The sequence below is a fragment of the Noviherbaspirillum sedimenti genome (genome assembly GCF_003590835.1).
In the GTDB taxonomy this organism is placed as follows: domain Bacteria; phylum Pseudomonadota; class Gammaproteobacteria; order Burkholderiales; family Burkholderiaceae_D; genus Paucimonas; species Paucimonas sedimenti.
Genome location: NZ_QYUQ01000002.1, coordinates 1,350,181 through 1,370,167 on the forward strand (window position 1 = coordinate 1,350,181; position 19,987 = coordinate 1,370,167).

Genomic DNA, 19,987 nt, shown 5'->3' on the forward strand with positions numbered 1-19,987 from the left:
GCCGAATCAGGCGACCATCATCACTGCCAGTCAATTTCCTTCAGCAGCCTCTTGAGCATCGCCTTGGCCTTTTCCACCTGCAGGGGCGATCCGCCCTGGATTACCTCCTCCAGCAATACACGGGCGCCGACGTGCTCGCCGATTTCCTGGTAAGCCAGCACCAGGTCGAGCTTGCGCGCCATGTCGGCAGTGCGCTCGGCATCGTCATCAGCATTTGCATCGGCCTTGACGACTTCTTTGGCGGCCGCCTTGACGTTATCCTTGCTGCTCTCCTTGATGCCGCCCCCGGCAACGACCATAGGCTGTGCGGCAACCGGCGCCACCTCAACAGAAGGTGCTGCCCCCACAGAAGGCGCTTTCGGCAGCGCCGGTTTGATCGAAACCTGCCTGGAAGTGGCTTGCAGCGAAGTCGCCCTGTCGAACACATCCGCTTCCTCGTCCGTGATCAAGGGTTCGGGCCTGGCCGGCTTTGCGGCCGGCATGCGCACTGTCTGGCTGATCAGGCGCGGCTGCGTCTCGTCAAAGCTTAATTGCTCGCGCCGCCTCGGCGTCTCCGGATCGCGCGCCACCCCGATCAGGTGAATGATTTCACGATACACCGCCAGGTCAAAGCCGGCGCGGGCGCCCTCGCGCTCATCGAATAGCAGGTTTTCCAGGTAAGGAACGATCCCTTCGCTTTCCCACATGTCCTCGATCGCCTGCACCACATGCGGATAATCCCGCAAGCTGCGCGAAGACGCCGCGGCGCCCTCATCATCCCAGGCCGGCGCATTGGCATTGAATCTTCTCTTGATGCGGCCCGCCAGTGCCTGGTAGTTTTCGCGCTGTCCGGTCAGGCGGTACAGATCCAGCAGATAAATCCAGGGCACTGGAGAAATCGGTTGGCCAACGCCGGCGTAGGGCTCCAGGATTTCAATGGCCCGTGCCGGATCATTCAGCAGCATCCAGAACTCGGCTTCCTGCATCAGGTCGGATATATCCTCGACCTTCATCGGCTGCGCATCGTCATTACGCCTGGCGGCTGTGGCTGACGCGGGAGCAGCCTGCTGTGCTGCTTGTGCTGCTTGTGCTGGTTGTGGTGCCGGGGCTGTGGCCGGCATGGTACGACGCGCCGGCTGCGCGATCCGCGGAATTTCCCGCTCGGCGGCCTCTTCGACCGTGCCGCTGGCAACCGATGTACCGTCCTGCTGCGCCTGCTGCATCTGCCGCGCCTGCGCCTCGGCCGCAGTCGACATCTGTGGCGCCAGACTTTGCATGGTCGCTTGCCGCGACGCCCAGTCGACGGCCAGCGTATCGTCCAGCGGGATGCCCCGTTCCCAGTCGGAAGGTTTGCTTGCGGTCGGCGCGACGCTTTCGGTCCGGGCCGCAACGAATGTATCGTTCCCGCCCAGCGTGTTGCCCCAATCGCCGGCTTCAGTTGACGAGCCAAGCCCGGTCTTGTCCCAGAATGCCGCTGGCTGTCCCCGGCCCGCCTCTTTCAGGCGCCGGCGCAGCCAGGCGATCGCCGCCAGCGCCGCCAGCAGCAAGCCACCCAAGGCGACAGCCCAGCCCGATGAAACCGTGTCGCGCCGCAGGCTGGCCAGCGCCTCCTGGTCAGCCTGGCGCTGCTGTTCGCCATGCGCGCGGAGCTGGGCCGTCTGACTTTCCAGTTCCCGCAACTTCGCCTGCATGTCCTGGATCTGTTTTTCGCCGTTCTGTAGCGGATCTTCACCCCGCATTACCTGGGCAAAACGGGCATACGCCGACTTGAGTTCGGCCGCCTTTTGCATGTCGCCCGTATCGCGTGACTCCGAGAGCGTGTCGGCAAGCTTCAGTCCGGGGGCAAACGTCGCCCCGATATCGACGGCGGCATCGTCACTGGAAAGCTTCAGCACGCTGCGCGTCACTTTCCGGGGCAGCTGCCGCGCCGGAGGCGCCGCTTTGTGGCTGCTTCCAGACCTCATCATCCCGGCCGTAGCCGGGGCTGCCGGGGCTGCATTATCGCCTTGCGCCTTGCGTGCGGCGGCCCGCCGCGGCGACGCAGGCACGCGCACAGTATTGTCCGCCGGCGCGAGCATGGCTTGTTCGCCATGCGCGTTCCTGGCCGCAGCGGCGCCGCTGCGCCCCTCCTGCTGTGCTTGCGCCAGTTGCGGCAGGATCACCACCGGGTCCAGCAACAGCTGGTAGCTGCGCTGTATGGCGGCGCCGCAGTTTATCGCGAGATCGAGCGTGACGGCCGGTTCATTGACCGGCTGCCGGGTACTGATCTGAATGCTTGTCGCCTGGCCGTTGCGTGCGACGTCCGCCCTGGCCGCCATCATCAAGGTGCCGTCCGGCTGTGCCAGCGTGACCCTGATGCAGGATGCGGTGAGTTCGGGCGTGTCGGCGCCGAGCACCGGCACGCTGGCGCGCAGCGGCTGGCCGAGTGCGGATTGCACCCGGACCGGCCCCAGGCCGGCGGCGTAGCCGGCGCCCCCCCATACGACGATCACCACGAGCGCAATCGTGCGTAATGCGGGCATTCGATGATCGCGCATGATCGGGTGTCTCCTCCAGCTCATTCAACGATGTCTGATTAATTATTGGATCGAAAGCCTGATCACTTACTTTAAGTCGTCCAAGCTAAGGCGATGATTTGGCGGCAAAAACCTCCCGGTTCGCCTTCGTTTTCCTGTAACCGTAATAATGCCTCATAGACACGATTAACTCTCTTTCACATTGCGTGCAGAGAGAATTTTTGTATTTAATTTACAACTAATGTTACAAACTGTTTAATTTTTCTTCTACGAATGCTCTTAATTCGGCGGACAGGCCATCTCCCGCCTTGGCCCTGGTGTAGGCGTCGATTGCTTCCGGTATGCGGTTTTCGGCCTGAAGCGAGATGCCTTGCCCCATCCACCACACGGCATTGCCCGGCGCCTTGCGCAGTGCCAGCGCATACTGCTCGATCGCTTCGCGGTGGCGGCCATCGCGTTGCAGCAAGGCAGCCAGGAATGCCAGGTAATCGGCGCGATCGGCCGCATGCGGCAGCGAGCGCTGCAGGGTTTGCAGGGCCGGCTTGAGCTCGCCGCGTTCCAGCTGCAGCCGCGCCAGGATCATCGCCAGCCCGGTCTGGGCAGGGTCGAGCTGCAGACCCTCGCGCAGACTGCGCACCGCCTCATCCTGGCGCCGCGAATCGATCAGCAGGGCGGTCAGGGTCTGGCGCGCCGCCACATGGCGGGCATCCAGCCGCAGCGCCTGCTCCAGCGCGGCGATCGCCTCGGCAGTGCGTCCCTGCTGGATCAGGCTGGAGGCCTTGCGGTAATCATTCTCGGCAAACTGCTGCGGCGTGAGTTCGCGCACCTGCTTGGCGAGGGGGGCGGGGGTGGCAGATACTGCGGGCATTGCCGGCGGCGCCACCACAAGGGGGGCAAGCCTGGCCGGCGCAGTGTCCTTGGTAGCGACCGTTGCTGCAGCCGTACCAGCGGGTCCAGTGGGCACGATCCGTTCGCCGGCAGTCGGGCTGACCGCGACTGGCTGCCCTCCCTTGACCGACGCAACCGCTGCCAATGGTGGAATACCTGGCGTGGTTGGCAAGGGCGCCACTGCGCCGGCATTGGCCACCGCCGGTTCCACGATGGCGGCGGCAGGTGCGGCCTGATGGCTTGCGGGCGCCGCAGGTATGGATTCGAACAGCGGCGACGGTCGCAACTCCGTGCTCAAGTCCATGTCGATTTTCAGCGGCAGCGCGGCACGCGGCTGAGGAACCGCCGCAGGCGCCGCGCGTCCAATCCACACCCAGAGTCCGCCGGCACACAAGGCACAGGCAAGCAGCAACGCCAGCCACCATGCAGGATGCACGCCGCCACGTTGCGGCACTGCCCGCACCTGCCCGTGCAATACGCCGCCCAGCGCCGCCGGCGTGCCGCGCGCATCGAGATCCTGCAGCATTTGATTAATCAGACTCATATCAGATACACCCCAAACAAACTGGCAACGGCAACCACGCCGAGCGCTACCTGCCACGTCCAACGCATGACGCTTCGCCGCACCGCGACGGTATCCCGGGCCGCCGCGCGCACATGGCGGGCGCACACCTGCTGCCGACCTTCTCCGTAAGCCAGCATCAAGGCCTTGTGCGCGAGGATGTTGGCCAGACGCGGCACACCGCCGCTGGCCGCGTGCAGGACCTTGACGGCGTCGCGCGCGAACAGCCTGCCTCCGGGATAGCCGGCCACATTGAGACGGTGGGATAAATAAAATTCAAGATCATCGCGCGAAAGCGGCCCAAGATGATAATGAAAAGTAATGCGCTGGGCCAATTGCCGGATCGATTCGAGCTGCAGCTTGCGGTTCAACTCCGGCTGGCCGAACAATACGATCTGCAGCAGCTTGCGCTTTTCCGTTTCGAGGTTGGTCAACAGGCGCAATGCTTCCAGCGTTTCCAGCGGCATTGCCTGCGCTTCGTCCAGGCACAGCAAGACCGTCTTGCCGGCGCGCGCCAGCAGCAGCAGGCGGTGGTTGATCGACTTGAGCAACTGATGCTGGTCGATATCCTTCTCTGGCGTCAGTTCCAGCTCCTCGGCCAGCGCCAGCATCAGGGCGCGCGGTTCGAGCAGTGGATTGGGGATGTAGGCCGTGAAGAAATCGCTGCCCAGGCTCGCCATGAACTTGCGGCATAACAGTGTCTTGCCGGTGCCGACTTCACCGGTGATCTTGATGAAGCCTTCGCCGTTGTTGGCGGCGATCAGCAGCGTATTCAACGCCTCCTGCGAGGCCGGCGCGGCAAAATAATAACTGGTGTCGGGTGTGATGCCGAACGGTGGTTCGCGCAAGCCAAAGTGATTCATGTACATGCAAGACGCCCGCTACTGCAGCGGATTGCGCGGTTCGAGCGGATTGCGCGGTTCGAGCGGATTGCGCGGTTCCAGCGCCTGGATGCGGCGCTGGCTCTCCATCAGGTCCTGGGTCCAGGCGTTATTGCCATCGACAACGGTCGGTTTCAGCAGGATCACCAATTCGCGTTTTTGCGTGCTACGGTTGGTATTGCCGAATAATGTGCCCAGCACCGGCACGCTGCCCACGCCCGGCATTTGCGAACGGTCGGATGCCGCTGCCTGGCGCATCAGGCCGCCGATGGCTACGATCTGGCCATCCTTGCCGCGTACGATGCTGTCGGTTTCCGATATTGCGCTGGATGCCAGCGGCAGGCTGAAAGTGCCGGCGCTGCCGAGATTGATCGGCTTGTCGATTGTGGTTACGTCGCTGACCGAGGGATGCACGTGCAGGATGATGTTTCCCTCGTCGTCGATCTGCGGCGTCACATCCAGCGCCACGCCTGAAAAGAATGGCTGCACCGTTACGCTTGGACTGGTGGTGGTGGAGGTGCCGGTGGTGGTGGTGGTGCTGACATTGGTGACGAAAAACTCGTCGCGACCGACCTTCAGCACCGCCTTCTGGTTATTCAGGGTGGCAATGCGCGGGCTCGACAGCACATGCACCGAGCCTTGGGTTTCGAGGAAGGATAGCAAGGCAGCGAAATTGCTGGTCTGGAATGCCAGGCCGAACAGGCCGCCTGGCAGCGCGGCCGATGCGGCAGCGGCCAAGTCCTGTCCTGCTCCGCTGGTGGCGATTTGCGAGCCGGCCAGGGGGCCATTCGGCTGCAGCAGCGTTCCCGGCGTCAGGACACCGACGGAACTGCGGCTGCTATGGTTGCCAGCCCTGAAGGCGGCCCAGTTGACGCCGGTCTGGTAACCGTCATTCAATTGCACTTCCAAAATCTTCGCTTCCAGGATCACCTGGCGCCCCACCGAAAGCTGGGTCGCCTTCAGATAAGCATCGACATCGCGCAACTCGTTCCACATGGCGCGCACCACCACCACGCCCGATTGCGGGCTGACGACCACGCTGCGCCCCTCTGTGCCATTGCCGACGATGGCGTCCAGCGAGGCTTTCAATTCGCCCCAGAAATCGTTGGAAGACGTCGTGCTGATCTTGCTGCCTTCTTGCGCACGCGAAGTGCTGCCAGGCACGGTCGTAGTGCTTGTTCCCCCAGTGGAGCTGGAACTGGGCGTATCGCTGATCGAGCCCGAAGTCACGCGGATTTCCGACATGCCCTTGCGGCTGCCGGTGAGGTAATTGACCTGGAATACGCGCGTCTGCATGGTCAGCGGCTTGACGTAGATGCGCGTGCCTTCCAGCTTATAGTCGTAACCGTACTGTTCGCGGATTGCATCCAGCGCTTCAAGCACCGTGACATCCTTGAGGTTGGCGGAGATCACACCGCTCACCTCCGGATGCACCAGCATGCTGTAGCGGGTGCCGGTGACAATGGCCATGAAAAATTGCTGCGCTGGCACCGCATTGAATGCCAGGCTGAAACGCTCTTCCAGCGGCTTGCTCGGCTTGGGGATTTCGATATTCAGCGGCGGCAGCAGTGCCGCCGACACCGCATCACGATCCGCCGGACGGGCCTTGCTTGCAGTCGCGGCCTTGGCAATTTCCGCGTTGATCGCATCATAGGTGTCGCGCCTGGAGGCAACGGAGCCGCAGCCGGCCAGGCTAACGATTACGAGACTTGAAATTATTTTATGCATTCGTTTTTATCCACTCATTGCCGGCGGCCGGCATCCCTGGCGGTCGAACCACCCGTTGCCCGCTGCTTTTCGATCCCTGGAAAAAGCTTCAATGTCTGCGACTGTCCGCCGCGCACCAATACCACTTCACCTTCGGCGATTTTCGCCACGCGGGCATCGCCCAGCCTGTCGCCCACCTGCACGGTCTGGCCGCTGACCACCGCGACCCGCCGCCCGGCTGCAATCAGGACCGATTGCAGCACCGGCCCGCTGGCGGCCGCCGGCGCCGCCTCTCCGGCATCAGGCGCCGCCGGGGGGCGGGTGGGGTCCGGAAGATTGTCCGCCGCCCTGGCAGCAAAGCCGCTGGCCAGCAGCAAGATGCAGCAGCACAGCGACAGCGCCTTGCATGCCTTGCTCAAAGATTCAACCATGTGCGATCCAGACTCAGGGTAAACAAGGTCAAGGTCAGGGTGGCTTGCGGATACTCATCCACTTCCATCTTTGCCTTGCCCCAGTACAGTTGCCAGGGCATGGCTTCCAATTCGGCCATGTAGCGCAGCATGTCGGGGTAGCCGCCTTGAATGGTGATTTCCACGCCATGCTTGTAGATGTGGCCGGCCGCCGGTCGCGCTGCCTGGCTGCTGCCTGCGGGCGCCGCCGCAACACCAGGACCGGATTTCGGCGCGGGCGCCAGGTCGGCGTTGGCATCGACATCGGCAACCGGCAAGGTCTTCAATGCAATCAGGCGCAACTTGCCATTACGCTTCAGGATATCTTCCAGCAGCGACGACATCCGTTCCGGCGACACCAGGCCTTTTTGCAGATCCTTCAGGTTGTTTTGCGTTTGCGCGAAGCGCTGCTGCAGCGCCTGCAGGCGGGCCCGATTGGCTGCATCCGGATCGATTTCACGCGCCTTGATCTTTTGCTGCATGCTCGACTGGATCTCTTTCACGCTGACCTGGTCCTGGCTGATTTGCGCAGCCAGCTGTTTTTGCCGGAGGAATTGGGGCTCGAGCAAGTAGCGATTGATCAGGAACAGCAACGCAACGGCAATTGTCATGAACACGATGACGCGCTCACGCAAGCTTAACGCGTCGATCTTTTGCGCTAGTTGTCGCAATTGCTGCTTCATTGTTTCCCTACCTCGCCAGGACTTGCCGGCTGCGCAGACGCATCCGTCGATTGCAGGCTGAACTCCACATAAGCCGCGACTTCGCCCGGCACCTTCCCACCCGCAGCATCGGCTGCCTGATTCAATTGCGGCGCCTGCATTTGCAAAGCAGAAAAAGACTTGCCTTGCAAGACGGGCTCATGCTTGAGGCGATTGATATAGGCCGGCACCAGTTCCGGCCGCAATGCCCTGCCCCGCAAGCCGATTTCGGCGCCGGCGCCATGAATACTGAAACCTGTCAACCAGACGCCATCGATGATCTGGCGCGCGAAAGCCCGCATATATTCGGCATAACCGCTGGTATTGCCGAATTCGCCGGTCCGCAATATGTCAGCGACTTTGCGCAATGCAGCCGTCTCGACTTCCATGTTCCTGATCTGTTCTTCCAATGACTTGCTTTTCTGGCGTGAGGGAAATGCCGCTTCGACCTGAACCAGTTGGGCTTGCGCCACCTTCAGCTGCCTGTTCGCCTCGACCACTTCGGCGTCGAGCCTGGATGTACGGTAACCCGCATACGCGGTCAGCGCGGCTGCACCGAGCAGAATCAGGCCGATGGCCTGCGCCATCGTCACGGCGGAAAAATATTTTTTCTGCTGCCGGAAGATCGGGTTGAACAGATTGATTTGCTGGCTCAAAGCACCTTCTCCTCAAGGCGCAAGGCAGCCCCCAGCGTGAAAAAATAACGCTGTTGCGATTCAATCTCGGCAAGCTCAGGGATCCTGGACATATCCAGCACGGCATCCAGATCCAGTTGCTCCACCGGCAGGTAAAGATTGGATGCGAGATACTGTTGCAGACTGGCGCCGCCCTGCGCCATCGGGCCCAGCACCAGTCGGGCAACGGTAATGAAATGGAACTGGCGATCGAAGTGGTCGAGCGAACGCTGCAATTCCAGCGTAATGCGGTCGAACCATTCGTTTTTTTGCGATTCGTCCGCAGCGTCCAGTTGCGGCAAATTCGCTTCGATATGGCGCGACAGATACAGTTCGCCGGCATACGTCACGGTCAGCAGCCCGCCGTAGGCGCCGAACGACAGGAAGGCAATGCCGCGCCCTTCGGTTTCCAGCAGTTGCGCGATATTCCGCTGCGCCATCTCCGGGATGTCGATCACGTTCAGGGGAATTTTTGCCTGCGCAAACAACACCTGGCGCTGCTCGATGATCTGGTTGCGCGCGGCGACGGCATACATTGAGCGGCTGCGCACCGGGGCATTGCTGTCGCCCGGGATATCCATGACATCGATGGTAGCGTCGTCAATGTGGAAATCGAGCATGTCCTTCAGGCGCCAGCGCATGGCCGTCTTCAGCTCTTCCTGAGGCACATTGGGCGCCTCGACCGTCAGCAACTGATATTCCCCTGGATTCAACACCGTAGCGCAGGCGAAGCCATCGGCATGCAAATCCTTGCCGATCTTTTCCAGCTGGGTCGCGGATGGCGGCATTGAGGACGGATAAAAGGCCAGCAGCTCGACGGCAGGCCGGGCTGCGGCGGAACGCTTGATATGCGCAGCACAGATCCCGTCATCCAGGAAACTGACGGCAAGGGAACCCGTATTTTTTTTAATTTTTGTAAAAAAGCCCATGCCGCCAACCAAATGAGAAGTTGCTTGAAATTAAGTTAATAAGTGCTTGATGTCAATGGCTTTTAACCCCCGATCAGCTTTCCGCGACAGGAAGCGCGCGTGAATTTCACATTTGTTTTCATATATCCATAAATCAATACATTTCCCGCATGTAAATTGCCGCCCCACCCTTGTACACGCCGAAAGTCGCCCGGCCAGTATTGGCTGGCAGGTAAGTGGGGGAAGTCGCGCCCACATCGACACTTCCCTGATTATTTGCGCCTGGTTTGGACAGAATCATTAACCCGGCACCATTGACAATGGTCGGCGCCGTCGGCACGGTTTCGCCGCTATTCAGATTGCGCTGGTAATTATCGAGCGTCATCACGGGAACCGTCTCGCTGTCATCCTCATTCGTGATGAAGGTCATGCCGTTCCAGTACTGCACCTTCACGGGAAGCGGTAGCGCCAGCAGTTCTGACCCATGCGCCGTACCGATTCGCAGCCGCCCATAGCGCATCTGGGTACTGCCAATCGAGGCGTGATCCTTGCCCGTAACCCCATCCGTGTCAATGTCAAAGGCTCCCATGGCCACGCCGTCGCCATCCACCGGCGCGACTCCAATATGCAGGGCGGCATAGGGGCCGTCGCGCACTGCGCGCGTCATCGTCAGTGGCGCCACGATATCCGCACTGCCGTAACTGAAAGAACCGCTGGCGGCCACCGAGGTATCCAGCCGCCCGTTCAGATAGCTTGGCGCTACCGTATCCACCGCGCCAAATCGCAAAGGATTGCCGCTCGCGGCCGGATTTAATTTGACATAGGCGCCGGCGTAATTTTGGGTGATATCGCCATTTTTAGCCTTGGCGCTCAGAGCGAATTGTGCATCCATGCGCTCCCCCATGTAGGTGAAGGTGCATCCATCGCAAGCAATATCCGCCCGATTCAGAATCCGCGCATTCGGATCCGGGTCCAGCGTCACATCGAAGTGGTGCGGGTAAAAGCGACCGATATTACCGCTGACGGTGCCAACAATGTCCACGCCGGTGCTCAGGTAGTTGCCGCTTGCCAGCCTCGGCGTGAGCTTGATGATGCCGACCTCATTCCAGGTAAATGCGGTGCCAGTCGCAACCCCGTCGGAAAATGCGTCGAAGGCGCCATTGACTCCAGGATTGTTCGTCAGAGCGGGGTCGACGATCAGTGCCGCGCTCAGCTTGACGCTTTCTGGCGAGGTTTCTTTACCGAAATTCGGTGTAGCATCGCCCAGCGCGTTTTTGGCCGTCACCGTCACGCTGAAATTGTCGCCTGCCTGCACGAACTTCGCGCCAGCGGCATTGGCTGCTGCCGGGTTTTCCAGGTTGTCGCTGCTGCGCTTGATTGCCGACAGGGTAAAACCAGCCGGATAGGCGACAAAACCGCCGACGCCGTGCGTACTTCCCGCATCGGTCGCAGTCGCGTCCAGCGTCACCCTGCCGACATCGGGATAATTCACACTGAAGGTGGCAATGCCGTTCTTGTCGAAATTCAGGGAGATCGCCGTAGGCGAAGCAGATGACTTGCTGATCGCCGTATTATTGATGCTTACTTGCGCGGTGCCGCTCGACGGATTGGTATAGCTGGAATAAAAATTGACGGCGACAGTCTTGTTTTTAAAAGAAGCCGTACTGCAGGAATCATCGGTCGCCTTGATGGTCGCCGAGGCTGTGCCAGTCGCGGCGGGAAAATTGGGCAGGCTCAATGTCAGCCCCGCCTTGCTGAAAACCATGCTGCAACTGGCGCTACCGGTAACCCGGTTCAGGCAGCTCACCGCCGGCGAGCCAAGCGGCGCCGGCGACAAACCCGTGGCATTCAAGTTATCGGTTCCGGCGGCCGACGGATTCACGGTGCCGGTGGTCGAACCGGAGGCGCCGATGGCGAACCCGCTGCCGTTGGGGAACAACGTCCCCGTGACTCCACCGCCAGTATACAAAGTATTGCAGGCCGCGTCGGCACAGGCCTTGACGGTGACCGTCTCAGGTGCGCATGTCACTCCCGCACCATCATGCTCAATCTGGATATGATGCGGCGCGGATGACGCCGCTCGCAGGGCGATCGAGACTGTAGCGCCCCTGTCGGCGTTCTGGGATGCTGTCGCTGTTTTTGTGCCGGTAGCTCCGGGTACGCCCAGCAACAAGTCGTTCATTACCATGCTTACGCCATCTTTATTGGCTTTTCTGGAAAGTATTTCCACACGCCTGGTCATGCCTGCTGGCGCGGCCCAGCTGCTGGCGCTGGCAAATTCATGCACCGTCACCAGCATGGCGCCGGCCTGCGTAGGCGTTATGCTTGGCGCGACATGGTCCTTTGAGCTGGCAGTTGTCGCAACGGCAGATACGTCGACCGGATTTACATTGACAACCCCGCTGTAAGTCAGAATGCCGGCGACCGCGCCGGCCTGGCTGCTGGAGAGCGTCCAGCTATAACTGGCCGGCTCGCTGGCGCCCGCCACCCGATAATAAGTCGAAACAATGCTGGAATTACTGGACGTCTGCTGCTGCGACTGAATCAGCGTCCAGCCGGCAGGCCCGGCAATCGGCACCGAACTTGGCACTGTTGCCACCGCCGCGATCATCACGTCGCCGGCGGCGGTCCCGGCCGGAACATTGATGGTCAGCGTCGATGCCGGCTGCAATGCCATCAACACGCCGTGGCTTTCCACCGGCAGCGACACTGTGGTGGTAAAAGGCCCGACGGTAGCCGCAGTTGCCTGGGATTTATGATACAAGGCGATGCGCGTACCCATGGCCAGCGACGAATTCGAATAAATGCGCCGGGTCCAGCCGCTTGGTGTATTCAAGGTCATATTGCCGGCCAGGTGCGCCGCAAACAGCAAGTACGTATTGGCAAAGGTGGTGGTCATGCTGCCGGTGCCGACCGTCGTCGAAGCACCCGCATATTTTTCCGCATAGCTGCCATCGAAGGGGTCGCCAAGATCGACGCCGCGAAAGCTGAGACACCTGGCGATGATCGTGCTGCCCCCCGGGTGCGTGATCAGCGGGTTCGGCTCGCTGGCGCCGGATATCTTGTAAAACAGCGAGGCCCGATGGGTGGGTGTGCCGGCCAGCGAATAGCGCATGGTCCAGCCGGCAGGCATGCTGTGTGCCACGTTATCCCGCGATTCCACCTGACAAATCAGCAAATCGCCGCTACTCACCAATCCTGACAACGATACCGTGACATTGCCGCTGGCGGCCGAAACCGCGCTGCCCATCGCGCTATAGCTGATGGACGCCGTGCGCGCAGCAGCCGAACTTGCGGCCTTAAAGCTGATCGCCGCCTGCACGCTTTGCACATGCAGTAGCATCAGCACCACCCAGCAAAACAAGACGCCCTTGATTGACTGGTGCAGACGAGTCATGTTTTTCATATCTTCCCCATCGCGCCTGATGTCATTGTTCCACCGCCGCATGCAACTGCCTTTGCACGAAATTCGGGCTACCGGCAGTGCCAATCGACGCCGTCGAAGTAATCTGATACATGTTGCCGACCGTATCCCCTTCGGTGAAACTGCTTTTGACGCATTGCACATTCACGGCAATGCCGGCAAGCGCGCCGCCCAGGCTCAGCGACGTGTTGGCACTGCAGGCCGCATTGCGCAATATCTGGAAGCTGGCCCACTCGATGCCGGCGCGCGCCGCCTGATAAGTCTTCGAACCATTGACATCCTGGGCCGACGTCGTGTGCTGGACCGAAGAAAAAAACACCATGGCGGCGCCCAGGGATGCCAGCACCACCAGCAGGAAAATCGCCGACACCAGGGCGAAACCGCGTTGCGCCGGCCGCACTGCCGGATGTATTTGCATGTTTTGTCTAGGGCACATTATTGACATGCACCTCGTGATACAAGCGGACCGTTTCATTATTCTCGGTGATCGAAAGCTGCAGCGATACCAGGCCAGCGCGGGACGTCACCTCCGACGCATACACAAAATTGCAAGCTGATACTCTGTTCGCCAGAATCGGGGTCGCAGCCGGCGGCACCGGACAAGTGATTGCCGCCGTCGCGCTTGTTGCATAATTCGAATAGCGGTACAGGATGCCGGTGCCGTTGCCGCTGGCGTCCGTGCCGGCGTCGCGACAGACATACGACACGACGCTGTCGGCAGCGGGAATGATCTGGAAGCGGTTGCCTGGAGAAACGAATGGAAACAGCTTTGACGAGAATGCGAGATGGCCGGCGCTTGGCGTCGAAATGATCGCCGTATTGTCGCCGGCATAGGCATCCGCCCCGGGAACCCCGAGGTTATAGATCGCCACCGTGTCGCCCACGGCGGGAACCGAACTCATCGGACTCAGGACATCGAAGCCGGTATCGGCGGCGTCGAAATCCAGCTTGTCGCCGCTGCAGCCGGCGCTGCAATCCTGTTCCGCGCGGTAGCGGCCGCCGGTGATGGTCGGTAAAAACTCGATGCAGGAAGATCCGGCAGCGTTGCGCACGCTATTGGGCAGCGCCAGATGCAAGTCGCGCGACATGCGGCGCACGGCCGTATCGGCGATATCCGTCAGCGCCGCGCGGCGGGAGGAATCGAGGTAGCCCTGCACAGGCGCGCGGATGAATACAGCCACCACCGCCGCGATCACCCCGGTGATGGCGATCACCATCACGGCTTCGATCAAGGTGAATCCTGTCTGGAATCTGCTCATGGCTGTCGGCAACTCATCAGGGTACGGCATTCGGCGCATAACGGAAGCGGTAGCCGGTCAGCGTCAGACTGGTGTCGCCCGGGCCGGTCACGGTGACGTCGATCCGCACTGCATCGCCGGCATTTGGAAGACTGAATGCAGAGTTGCCCACCTGGGTCAGCGCCACGCTGACCTCATATCCGCCCAGCCCGGCAATCGTCGTGCCCTCGATATCCCGGACCGGATTCATCAAAAACCCGCCATAGTCGCCCACGTTATCAAATCGCGGCTCGGCATCACGGCTTTCGCCTGGGGTAGACGTAAATCCTTGCACGGTCGTGGCGCAATCGCTGGCATCCGCCGCTGTCGTGGCATTGGCATCATCCGGATCGCAAAAAGTGAATGCCTGCAGTTCGATTTCCTCCAGCAGGGATTCCGCGATCGCCAGCGCCTGCTTGCGCGCCAGCGGGTCGGCGCTGGATTTTGTCGTCACATTCATCACCGACAGGATGCCGGCGACGCCGACGCTGACGATGACGATGAACATGACCAGCTCGATCAGGGAAACGCCCGACTGCCGGTGTGCATCCCTGCCGATGCGCCTAGTGTACATAACCGGTATCCCGCTCAACCACGATTGTGTGGGACACGCCATCTCCGCTGATGGCAAGCGTCAGGTTGGTGAAACTGGAGTTGGAGACAGGATCGTCCGGCAGATAGGGCTTGCCGAGCCCGCTGAAAAAAAACTGCGGGTGCGTCGAGGTATAGGTTAGGCCGCTTGGCGGCGCCTCGCAAAACCAGCTGGCGATGTTGGAACAGGCAGCCAGCGTGGCTGGCCTGCCGCTATTGGCTCCCGCGGGAGCGCGGACGAGTGATGCTGTGTCAGGGCAGCCGGCGTCAAAGCAAAGTGCAATGCTGTTGCCGTTCAGGCGCACATAGACATCGCGGCGTTGCGCGATCGCCAGCTTCTGTCCGTAGCGCAGCATGGATAAGGCCTGGTCGGAAAAACCACGCGCGTCGAAAGTCGTCCGGTCGAATAAGCGCGGAATTGCGACTGCCGACAAAATGCCGACAATAACCATGGTCATGATCAGTTCAACCAAAGTAAAGCCCGCTGTTTTCATGTCACTGGCACGTTTCCGGGTTTAACAACAAAAAAGTCAGCAAGCCGCGAGGCTGCTGACTTTTTATCTAACGTTGTTCTGTTTTTACATTTAGCAGCCGGTAGTGGTGACTGTAACTGCGCCAGTCGCACCGGCATATACGACCTGACAGGTAGCAGAACCGCCGCTGGCAGGTTGAAATGTCGCAGTGCCAGCAGGACCATCGTAAGTAATTCCGTTAGCATCGGTCAACGCCCTGCCAATACCGTTTGCCGAGCCCGCAGGAAGTCCCGAGCTTGCAGCAACCACTACACCACTACCAACTGCTTGCCCCTGCAGTAAAACTTCAACGGAAGCATTGTTGCCGGTCGCAGCATATCTGGCTTGCACGATTCCTACTGCAGAACGCATTCCACCTGCCACGCCGTTTACTGCTGCAATCCGTGCGTCGCCGCTCAAGTTAACAAAACGCGGAAGCGCCGTCGCCGCCAAAATGCCCAGAATGACAATCACCATGACCAGTTCGATCAAGGTAAAGCCGGATTCAGCACCTGATGCCTTTTGAGGAATCTTCATTTTATAACTCCAATTTAAAAAATAATCGCCGTGTCCGGACTCAAATGCGTAAAAACACCCCCCTGAAACTTCCTAACTATATTCTTGCCTCCTTCGGGCAATTCAATTGCATCGACAAATGCCCTTTCAACTTAAACCACAGCGAATCTTTTGTTGTGTTGTTACTGGCAGTTTGCAGTTGTCAGCGCCGCAGCGCTGTACGTCGGCGCAACGCCTGGTCCGGTCGGAACCGTATAGGTAATCGCGCAAGCCGCGTGCGTCGCATCTGGTCTCACCGTGAATACGGTTCCAGTTGGTACGGGAAGAACATATCCCGGAATTGCCACGTCAGCATCATTCACCAAGCCTGCAGCGCGGCCGATCGATGCGAGTGCCGACGTGGGATAGCCGTTAGCCATTGCCACATTGCCAGCCGCACCTTCCATGGTGACTGCAGCATTAGGTGCCAGATTCTGGGTCAATTGAATCGAGTGCGCCATCACCGCGGCCGCCTTGATCGATGCCAGCGCACCATTCATTTTCGCGATCCGGGCATCAGCTTGAAGCGCAGCAAATCTTGGCAAGGCGAATGCCGCCAGAATGCCCAGAATGGTAATGACAACCACCAGTTCAATCAGGGTGAAACCGCCATTTTGGTTTTTACGCATCAAGTTCCCCATGTTTTTCTTTAATGTAATTAATTCCTATACTGCAAATTATAGGCGAGAGAAATTGCAACCCAGTACTATTTACACTCTTTAACCTTGCATGTCGGACAGATGCAACGGCTTTCTTGGAAGCAACATCCCTCTCAAAACCAGCGATAAGGCTCCAACAACACCAAAACGACGTTGGCAAGCAAGGGCTTGGCATCTTTGCTTTGCTGTGTTTCAGCCGCATTCTGCACCAGTCTGACTTGCAGGCGTATGCGCTTCTGGCCCGAAGCGTCTTCCCGAAAATGATCACCATGCCTTACCTGGTACACCAGCGTACGGCTGACGGTGTCGAAGTACCAATTGCCGGGACGCGTCCGGTCGGGCGCCAAGGCCGGCAATTCCCCCTGATAATTCGGCGGCATTTTTTCCAGCCAATGCATCGGGTTATCCTGCGCCAGCAAACCGAAGTCCTGCACCCGCCCCTCGATCATCATGCTAGCCATGCGCATGCGCAGACTGCTTTTCAGGGATATGACGGTGTACTCCATCACCGCTTTTTCCGTCATTTCCTGATAGTAGAAAACCTTGTTCAGCAGGATTGCCGAGGCGATGCCGATCAAGGCGATGGCCGTTGCCAGTTCGAGGCGCGAAAAACCGCGAACCCGCTTATTTGTGCATTGCCGCATTGCCCAGATCCCAGATCGGCAAGAACACGCCCAGCGCCAGGATCAACACCAGAATCCCCAGCCCGACAATCAGAATCGGCTCGATTTGCGACGACAGCGTCTTCAATTCATAATCGACTTCACGCTCGTACATCTGGGCGATCTCGTCCATCAAGTCGTCCAGGGCGCCGGTTTCCTCGCCTACCGCGACCATCTGCAACACGATCGGCGTGAATACGCCGGCGGTGGTGGCGGTGCGCAAAATGCTTTCGCCGCGCTCGACGCCGTCGCGCATCTGTTCGATCCGGCCTGCAATGTACGCATTGTCGACCGTCTGCGACACCACGCTCAAGCCCTGGACGATCGGCACGCCGCTTTTGCTGGCCAGCGCAAAGCTGCGGGCAAAGCGCGCCAATATGCCTTTCAACATGATTTTTCCGACGATCGGAAAACGCAATTTCGACTTGTCCCAACGATAGCGCCCGCGGTCGGTCGCAATCCAGAACCGGAATCCGATTACCGCGCCGATCAGTGCCAGCAAAATCATCGGCCAGTAACGTATGGTGAAATTGGAGGAGCCGATGAGGATTTTTGTCATCAACGGCAATTCGGCATTGAAACCGGCATACACTTTGGCGAAAGCGGGAATCACGAACAGGTTGATCACCGCCATCGCCGCCACCATCGCAACGATCACAAATATCGGATAGCGCAGCGCCGACTTGACGCGGCTGCGCATCTCCCGCTCGAATTCGAGATGGTCGAACAAGCGCAAAAACACTTCTTCCAGCCGGCCGGTAGTTTCCCCCACCCGCACCATGTTCACGTAAAAAGCGGAAAACACCTCAGGATGGCGCCGCAGCGCGGCCGACAATTCACGACCGGCATCGAGCGATTCACGCACGTCCCTCAGCACCCGCGCAAACGACTTGTTGATCGCCGATTCCTGCAGGCCGGCCAGGCCGCGCATGATCGGCACCCCGGCCTTGAGCAAGGTGTACATCTGGCGGCTGAACAGCTGCACATCGATCGAGCGCACCTTTTCCGCGAACAGTTGCCGCCACCATCCGCCCTCGCCATCTGCGCTGGCTGGCTTTTTGGTCTCGACGATTTCGATCGGCGTGGCGCCGGTGCCGAACAGCTGCTCGGCCACCGCGCCGGTGTCGGCGCTCTCCAGCACGCCCTGCAGTAGTTCACCGCGGGCATTGCGGGCTTTGTAGGCGAAAAATGGCACGTCAGCCCCCCGGATCAGTCATCGAACTGGTTACTGATGCGCATCGCTTCGGATACGGTCGTCCTGCCGGCCACAGCCAGCTGCACGCCATGCCGGCGCAGGGTGTTGCCCGCCATTTGCGCCTCGGCGACTTTCATGAAATGCGCCGGGTCGCTGTGGTTCGCGGCATCGGCCACCGCTTCCGTCATTTCCAGCAATTCATACACGCCGGTGCGGCCGCGGTAGCCGGTGCCGTTGCAATGAGGGCAGCCGAGGCCATGGGAGAATTTTTGCGCGTCCACCTTGTCGCCCAGCTCGGCCTTCAGCCACTCGCGCTCGGCCGGCGTCGGCTGATAAGGCTCGGCACAGCTCTCGCAAATCACCCGCACCAGGCGCTGCGCCAGCACGCCCTGCAGCGAAGTCGCCACCATGTAGCGCGGCACCCCCATGTCCAGCAGGCGGACCGGCGTGCTGACGGCATCGTTGGTATGCAGGGTGGACAGCACCAGGTGGCCGGTGAGCGCGGCGCGCATGCCGATCTGGGCGGTTTCCTGGTCGCGCATTTCGCCCACCAGCACCACGTCCGGGTCCTGGCGCAAGGCCGAGCGCAACACGCGCGCAAAGGTGAGTTCGATCTTGTCGTTGACCTGCACCTGGTTGATGCCGGGCAGGCGATATTCGACCGGGTCTTCGACTGTAATCAGCTTGCGCTCGCTGGTATTCAATTCGGCCAGCGCGCCGTACAGGGTGGTGGTCTTGCCGCTGCCGGTGGGGCCGGTGACCAGCACCAGGCCATTCGGGCGGTTGACGATGGCGCGGAATTTCTTGACCATTTCCGGCGGCATGCCGATCGCGTCGAGCCGCAATGTGCGGCTGCCCTGGTTCAGCAGACGCATCACCACCGATTCGCCGTATTGCGTCGGCATGGTCGAGATACGCACGTCGATCTGCTGCAGCCGGACCTTGATGGCAAAACGGCCATCCTGCGGCAGGCGTTTTTCCGAAATATCCAGCTCCGACATCAGCTTCAGCCGCAGCGCCAGTGCCGCTGCGATCTTGATATCGGCTTCGGTTTGCAGATGCAATACGCCGTCGATGCGGAAGCGGATCTGCAGGCGCTTTTCCTGCGGCTCGATATGGATATCGGAAGCGCGCACCTGGGTGGCGTCATCGAAGATCGATTGCAAGAGCTTGACGACCGGCGCTTCCTCCAGGCCAGCGGCGCCGCCCAGCCCGCCGAAATCGATCACCGCATCGCCCATGTCCTGCTCGAGTTCGCGGGCGAAGTCGCTGATGTCGTCGGTGCGGCGATAGATGCGGTCTACCGTCGCCAGCAGTTCGCTTTCGTTGACCACCGCCAGCGCAATGCCGCGCTTGACGATGCGGGAGATTTCGTCATAGGCGAACAGGTCGGTCGGATCGGCCATGCCCACCACCAGGGCGCCCCCCTTCTCCTCCAGTACCAGCGCGCGGAAGCGCCGCGCCTGGGTTTCCGGCAGCAGGCGCACCAGATCCGGGTGCACATTGAAAAACTTGAGGTTGATGTAGGGAATATTCAGCTGCCTGGCCAGCGCCCCCGAGATTTGCTCCTCCGTGACAAAGCCGTTCTCAATGAAGACGCGGCCGAGCTTGCGCCCTGTGCGCTTTTGCTCGCCCAGTGAAAATGTCAGCTGTTCTTCCGAAATCAGCTTTTGCTGCACGAGCAATTCGCCCAGTCGGATTTTTTCCGGCCTTGGCATAGGCATTCCTCCCATATTTATAGGAGGCAATTCTATGTCACAAAAACCTGCTTGAGCGAAATGTAATAATATTTCACGCCTTTGCTGCCTCAAATGGCCACAATTGCTGCGGCCATTTGCTCACCACTG

The 19,987-nt window shown here is 60.2% G+C and carries 18 protein-coding genes; all 18 read right to left on the reverse strand.

Annotation, left to right across the window (positions count from 1 at the left end):
- Positions 1-20 precede the first annotated feature (20 nt).
- Entirely contained in the window at positions 21-2,516 is a 2,496-nt protein-coding gene (locus D3878_RS06320) for a FimV/HubP family polar landmark protein (protein ID WP_158592194.1), read from the reverse strand.
- Positions 2,517-2,739: 223 nt separating this feature from the next.
- A complete protein-coding gene (locus tag D3878_RS06325) occupies positions 2,740-3,927 on the reverse strand; it encodes a tetratricopeptide repeat protein (RefSeq protein WP_119784696.1) in 1,188 nt (395 codons plus the stop codon).
- Positions 3,924-4,814: an ExeA family protein gene (locus D3878_RS06330; RefSeq protein WP_119784697.1), complete on the reverse strand. Its 891-nt coding sequence runs from the start codon at positions 4,812-4,814 to the stop codon at positions 3,924-3,926. Before D3878_RS06330 ends, D3878_RS06325 begins: the two co-directional genes overlap by 4 nt.
- Positions 4,815-4,826: 12 nt before the next feature.
- Positions 4,827-6,554, reverse strand: coding sequence for a pilus (MSHA type) biogenesis protein MshL (mshL, locus tag D3878_RS06335; protein ID WP_119784698.1), 1,728 nt, complete (start codon positions 6,552-6,554; stop codon positions 4,827-4,829).
- A 14-nt stretch (positions 6,555-6,568) separates the two neighbouring features.
- Entirely contained in the window at positions 6,569-6,964 is a 396-nt protein-coding gene (locus tag D3878_RS06340; RefSeq protein WP_199688097.1) for a hypothetical protein, read from the reverse strand.
- Positions 6,949-7,665: an MSHA biogenesis protein MshJ gene (locus D3878_RS06345; RefSeq protein ID WP_119784699.1), complete on the reverse strand. Its 717-nt coding sequence runs from the start codon at positions 7,663-7,665 to the stop codon at positions 6,949-6,951. Before D3878_RS06345 ends, D3878_RS06340 begins: the two co-directional genes overlap by 16 nt.
- The gene (locus D3878_RS06350; RefSeq protein WP_119784700.1) at positions 7,662-8,339 is read right to left on the reverse strand and encodes a PilN domain-containing protein; all 678 of its coding nucleotides are present in this window, start codon (positions 8,337-8,339) and stop codon (positions 7,662-7,664) included. The genes D3878_RS06345 and D3878_RS06350 overlap by 4 nt, the downstream gene beginning before the upstream one ends.
- Entirely contained in the window at positions 8,336-9,286 is a 951-nt protein-coding gene (pilM, locus tag D3878_RS06355) for a type IV pilus biogenesis protein PilM (RefSeq protein ID WP_119784701.1), read from the reverse strand. Before pilM ends, D3878_RS06350 begins: the two co-directional genes overlap by 4 nt.
- Before the next feature lie 133 nt (positions 9,287-9,419).
- Positions 9,420-12,671, reverse strand: coding sequence for a DUF6701 domain-containing protein (locus D3878_RS06360; RefSeq protein ID WP_147383896.1), 3,252 nt, complete (start codon positions 12,669-12,671; stop codon positions 9,420-9,422).
- Positions 12,672-12,693: 22 nt separating this feature from the next.
- Positions 12,694-13,107, reverse strand: a complete 414-nt coding sequence (locus D3878_RS06365) for a hypothetical protein (protein WP_119784703.1) — start codon at positions 13,105-13,107, stop codon at positions 12,694-12,696.
- Positions 13,108-13,114: 7 nt separating this feature from the next.
- Positions 13,115-13,948, reverse strand: coding sequence for a prepilin-type N-terminal cleavage/methylation domain-containing protein (locus D3878_RS06370; protein ID WP_158592195.1), 834 nt, complete (start codon positions 13,946-13,948; stop codon positions 13,115-13,117).
- Between the two features lie 16 nt (positions 13,949-13,964).
- The gene (locus D3878_RS06375) at positions 13,965-14,540 is read right to left on the reverse strand and encodes a type IV pilus modification PilV family protein (RefSeq protein ID WP_119784705.1); all 576 of its coding nucleotides are present in this window, start codon (positions 14,538-14,540) and stop codon (positions 13,965-13,967) included.
- The gene (locus D3878_RS06380; RefSeq protein ID WP_119784706.1) at positions 14,530-15,051 is read right to left on the reverse strand and encodes a prepilin-type N-terminal cleavage/methylation domain-containing protein; all 522 of its coding nucleotides are present in this window, start codon (positions 15,049-15,051) and stop codon (positions 14,530-14,532) included. The genes D3878_RS06375 and D3878_RS06380 overlap by 11 nt, the downstream gene beginning before the upstream one ends.
- A 90-nt stretch (positions 15,052-15,141) precedes the next feature.
- Positions 15,142-15,606 (reverse strand): type II secretion system protein, encoded by a 465-nt coding sequence (locus D3878_RS24590; protein WP_119784707.1) that lies wholly within the window; start codon positions 15,604-15,606, stop codon positions 15,142-15,144.
- A gap of 161 nt (positions 15,607-15,767) precedes the next feature.
- Positions 15,768-16,253, reverse strand: coding sequence for a type II secretion system protein (locus D3878_RS24595; RefSeq protein ID WP_199688098.1), 486 nt, complete (start codon positions 16,251-16,253; stop codon positions 15,768-15,770).
- Between the two features lie 143 nt (positions 16,254-16,396).
- Entirely contained in the window at positions 16,397-16,927 is a 531-nt protein-coding gene (locus D3878_RS06395) for a hypothetical protein (protein ID WP_119784709.1), read from the reverse strand.
- Positions 16,908-18,140, reverse strand: a complete 1,233-nt coding sequence (locus D3878_RS06400; protein WP_119784710.1) for a type II secretion system F family protein — start codon at positions 18,138-18,140, stop codon at positions 16,908-16,910. Before D3878_RS06400 ends, D3878_RS06395 begins: the two co-directional genes overlap by 20 nt.
- Before the next feature lie 14 nt (positions 18,141-18,154).
- Entirely contained in the window at positions 18,155-19,858 is a 1,704-nt protein-coding gene (locus tag D3878_RS06405) for a GspE/PulE family protein (protein ID WP_119784711.1), read from the reverse strand.
- Positions 19,859-19,987: the final 129 nt, after the last annotated feature.

Excerpts from the sequence above, each read along its gene's own strand:
- D3878_RS06320 (WP_158592194.1), bottom strand. The coding sequence starts at position 2,516 with ATGCGCGATCATCGAATGCCCGCATTACGCACGATTGCGCTCGTGGTG.
- D3878_RS06325 (WP_119784696.1), bottom strand. The coding sequence starts at position 3,927 with ATGAGTCTGATTAATCAAATGCTGCAGGATCTCGATGCGCGCGGCACG.
- D3878_RS06330 (WP_119784697.1), bottom strand. The coding sequence starts at position 4,814 with ATGTACATGAATCACTTTGGCTTGCGCGAACCACCGTTCGGCATCACA.
- mshL (WP_119784698.1), bottom strand. The coding sequence starts at position 6,554 with ATGCATAAAATAATTTCAAGTCTCGTAATCGTTAGCCTGGCCGGCTGC.
- D3878_RS06340 (WP_199688097.1), bottom strand. The coding sequence starts at position 6,964 with ATGGTTGAATCTTTGAGCAAGGCATGCAAGGCGCTGTCGCTGTGCTGC.
- D3878_RS06345 (WP_119784699.1), bottom strand. The coding sequence starts at position 7,665 with ATGAAGCAGCAATTGCGACAACTAGCGCAAAAGATCGACGCGTTAAGC.
- pilM (WP_119784701.1), bottom strand. The coding sequence starts at position 9,286 with ATGGGCTTTTTTACAAAAATTAAAAAAAATACGGGTTCCCTTGCCGTC.
- D3878_RS06360 (WP_147383896.1), bottom strand. The coding sequence starts at position 12,671 with ATGAAAAACATGACTCGTCTGCACCAGTCAATCAAGGGCGTCTTGTTT.
- D3878_RS06365 (WP_119784703.1), bottom strand. The coding sequence starts at position 13,107 with ATGCAAATACATCCGGCAGTGCGGCCGGCGCAACGCGGTTTCGCCCTG.
- D3878_RS06370 (WP_158592195.1), bottom strand. The coding sequence starts at position 13,948 with ATGAGCAGATTCCAGACAGGATTCACCTTGATCGAAGCCGTGATGGTG.
- D3878_RS06375 (WP_119784705.1), bottom strand. The coding sequence starts at position 14,540 with ATGTACACTAGGCGCATCGGCAGGGATGCACACCGGCAGTCGGGCGTT.
- D3878_RS06380 (WP_119784706.1), bottom strand. The coding sequence starts at position 15,051 with ATGAAAACAGCGGGCTTTACTTTGGTTGAACTGATCATGACCATGGTT.
- D3878_RS24590 (WP_119784707.1), bottom strand. The coding sequence starts at position 15,606 with ATGAAGATTCCTCAAAAGGCATCAGGTGCTGAATCCGGCTTTACCTTG.
- D3878_RS24595 (WP_199688098.1), bottom strand. The coding sequence starts at position 16,253 with ATGCGTAAAAACCAAAATGGCGGTTTCACCCTGATTGAACTGGTGGTT.
- D3878_RS06395 (WP_119784709.1), bottom strand. The coding sequence starts at position 16,927 with ATGCGGCAATGCACAAATAAGCGGGTTCGCGGTTTTTCGCGCCTCGAA.
- D3878_RS06405 (WP_119784711.1), bottom strand. The coding sequence starts at position 19,858 with ATGCCAAGGCCGGAAAAAATCCGACTGGGCGAATTGCTCGTGCAGCAA.